Below are 334 nucleotides of genomic sequence, written 5' to 3' on the forward strand. Positions count from 1 at the left end.
GTCGAGGAGCACGTGAGCCACGTGCTCGTCGGTGAGGGAGTAGACGACCTCGCGGCCGCGCCGCTCGCCGTCGACGAGGTGCGCGGTGCGCAGGATCCTCAGGTGCTGGGAGACGAGCGGCTGGGACCGCCCGGTCCACGCGACGAGCTCGCCCACGGTCTGCTCCCCCTCGCAGAGCCGGTGCACGATGGCGGCGCGCAGCGGTGTCGACATCGCGTCGAACAGCGCAGCGACGGCGTCGTACGCCGCCACGTCACCCCGCTCAGGCATCCGGCTCACTCATGCAGACATGGTCATATGGCAATACCTGCATGTCAACTCGGGAACGAGACCC

Annotated in this window: 1 pseudogene; it reads right to left on the reverse strand. The window is 69.2% G+C overall.

The annotated features are described in order from the left end of the window. Nucleotides 1-270, reverse strand: a pseudogene (locus ASF38_RS19150) (ArsR/SmtB family transcription factor); the annotation flags it as partial. Nucleotides 271-334: the final 64 nt, after the last annotated feature.

It is taken from the genome of Aeromicrobium sp. Leaf272, from assembly GCF_001422865.1.
Lineage (GTDB): Bacteria > Actinomycetota > Actinomycetes > Propionibacteriales > Nocardioidaceae > Aeromicrobium.